Here is a 3,137-nt window from a genome sequence, read left to right on the forward strand (position 1 = left end):
CTGCGGTAAAGCTTCTATGTGTCAGTACTGTTGTTGGCGCACCTATCCAAGCGGTATCCGCAGAAGAAAAAGAAATAGAGACAATCGAGGTAACTGGCTCTCGCATTCTCAGAGAAGGAGCTATTGCACCAAGTCCAGTATCTGTTATTTCTGGAGAGGAGTTAATTAATACTGGCGCGCTCAATATTGGTGAAGCATTGAATAAAATGCCCAGTTTGAAACCGACATTTGGTCTTCAGAATTCAGGACGCTATATTGGTACTTCTGGCCTTAATATTTTGGACCTTCGTGGTATGGGTACAGATCGTACTCTAGTACTCGTAAATGGTAAGCGTCATGTTGCAAGTAGCGCAGGTACTGCGTCTGTTGATACAAATACTATCCCAACGGCATGGATAGACAGAGTTGAAGTTATCACTGGTGGCGCGTCTGCTGTTTATGGTGCTGATGCGGTAACAGGTGTTGTAAACTTTATTCTTAAAGAAGATATCGAGGGCTTATCGGTGTCTTATACACGAGGAGAGGCTGAGCACTCCGATTATAGTAACGATAAGTTTTCTTTCTCATATGGACAAAGCTTCCTAAACGGCAAGGGAAATTTTGGTATTTCCTATGAGTTTGCTCAACAGGATAGACTGAACGCGCTAGATAGTGACTTTACTAATGGCTCTTATCGAGAATTAACTAACCCAAATCAAGACCCAACTCGCCCAGATGCACTAGATAATCCAGACCAGATTTTCTATGAGAATGCGGGCCTCTTCGCGTTGAATGAGCCTGGCGCATTTAATGTGGGAGGCACTTGGTATACTTTCAACCCAGATGGCTCTTCTCGTCCAATACAACTAAATGGCATAGTTGACGGCATAAGTTGTGAAAACTGTGAATTTATGAATCTACGTAAGTTTACAGAAATACAGCCTAGTTTTGATCGCCACATTATTAACTTCAAAACCAACTATGAAATTAACGATGACACGAGAGTCTACTTTGAAGGTAAATATTCAAAAATTGAATCTGAAGATTGGGGACAGCCAAGCTTCTATTATTTAGGTTCTGCTTTAAACATTACTCGTGATAACGCCTTTTTACACCCAACTACCGCAAAGTTAATGGATGAAAATGGGCTTAATTCTATTAGAGTTAACCGATTCAATGGTGATATCGGTAGAAGGTACGAAATAAATACTAGGGAAACGACTCGTTTTGTTGCTGGTATCAAAGGGGTAGTCGCTGAAGAGTGGGATTATGAGGTGTTTGTTAACTCAGGTGAGACTGAGATTGAACGAGCGAATCATAATAATCTAGTAGTACCTAATTTTATGGCAGCTATTGATGCGATAGACGATGGCAGTGGTAATGTAGTTTGTCGCAGTGCAGATGCTCGAAATAATGGTTGTATCCCAATGGACATAATGGGCTATGGTCGTCCTAGCCAAGAGTCGATTAATTACGTTAATACAGTATCAGTTGGTACAAGCACAATTGAACAACTAAACGTCGGTGCGACGATAACTAACTCCGCCATTTATGAGCTACCAGCCGGCCCTGTAGGTATTGCTTTTGGTTTGGAATATAGAGAAGAAAAAAGTGAAAGCACTGAGGATGATAACGCGAAAGACGGTGATACATTCTTCAATGCTCTAGGTGAAGACAAAGGTAAATATGATGTCTCAGAAGTGTTCGCTGAAACGTCTATTCCTATACTCGGTGATTTACCGCTAATCGATACAATGACTGTGGAAATTGCTGCGCGATATGCTGATTACAGTACGGTTGGTGATGTTACTACTTGGAAAGTGGGTTTGGATTGGCAAGTATATGATGACTTAAGATTCCGTTCAACGGTCTCTGAAGCGATTCGAGCGCCAAATATTAGCGAAATTTTTGGTGCAAAAAGTCAAAACTTTTTTGGTGTAGACGATCCTTGCCGTGCCAAATACCTTAATGAAATATCAGGTGACAAACGAGCTGCTCGACAAGCGAGTTGTTCGGCTTTAGGTGTACCAGTAGGGTTCGATGAACCATACGATGATTCGAGGCTACCTGGAGAGTCTAGTGGTAATCGTAACCTATCACCTGAAGAGTCAAGTAGTTATACCGTAGGTGCAGTATTTACACCTAGCAGTATTTCAGGTCTGAGCTTTACAGTAGATTATTGGAATATTGAATTAGAGGATTCAATCAGTAGTATCTTGGCTCAGCAAATTCTCGAACGTTGTGTTGACGCTGCGAGTATAGACAATCAATACTGTGCTTTAATCACACGTGATACGTCCGGTAAGATTACGAATATTAAGAACCAGGTGCTGAATATATCGAAACAAGAGGCATCGGGTGTCGATTTCGAACTAAATTATTCCTTTAACACTGATATTGGTAACTTTAGTTCACGTTTAATGGCAACGCGATTGATTGAACGAAAAAGGTATCCTTTCCAAGAGGAATTAGATCGTTTTGAAGAATATGCAGGTGTCGATACCGAACCATCATGGCAAGGTACGCTGGATATTAACTATGATTATGAGAACTATTTTGCTTCTTGGAGAATGCGCTACATTGAGCGTTCAGATCGTTTCCGCCCAGATGAATTAGAAACTAACCCTAACCCGTCGAACTTTATGGAGTGGCCGTCGTATGTTGTAAGCGATATTACAGCTGGCTACAACTTTGATATGGGGCTCTCGATTAAAGTTGGAGTAGACAATATATTTGATAAAAAGCCAATCAAATATACTACAGCCACAGGCGGTGATAGTGGTTCGTACGATAATATTGGTCGCTTCGTCTATGCGACTATTTCTTATAGCTTCTAATGCTATATCGAATTAAAAATTGAAGCTCGATCTTATCGAGCTTCAATTTTTGTGTGACTTTGCATGATCCTACTCATTGCACAGTTGTACTCTCGCAATAGCAGGGAGTAACTTTCTAGCCTTGCTGGTATATCATTTGGCTTTGAGCAAGCAACTAGGGCTCAATTTCCATCTAGTGGATCTAATATAGCTCATGCGATGTAAGCACTTCTGGGATTCAAAATTTAGCTCAATTGAGACACTAACTATGCGAAACGAGATAGCCAAGTATTTGCGAAGTGTTTTATTTTTGCTTATATTTTGGTAAAAGGTATGTAACAT

1 protein-coding gene is annotated in these 3,137 nt (G+C 40.7%); it reads left to right on the forward strand.

All coding sequences use genetic code 11. From position 1 onward, the window contains the following. A partial coding sequence (locus tag L1D50_RS22305) for a TonB-dependent receptor (RefSeq protein ID WP_239966866.1) occupies nucleotides 1–2,816 on the forward strand: 2,816 nt, incomplete at its 5' end. Nucleotides 2,817–3,137: the final 321 nt, after the last annotated feature.

Source organism: Pseudoalteromonas sp. Isolate6, from assembly GCF_022398435.1.
GTDB classification, from domain to species: domain Bacteria; phylum Pseudomonadota; class Gammaproteobacteria; order Enterobacterales; family Alteromonadaceae; genus Pseudoalteromonas; species Pseudoalteromonas galatheae.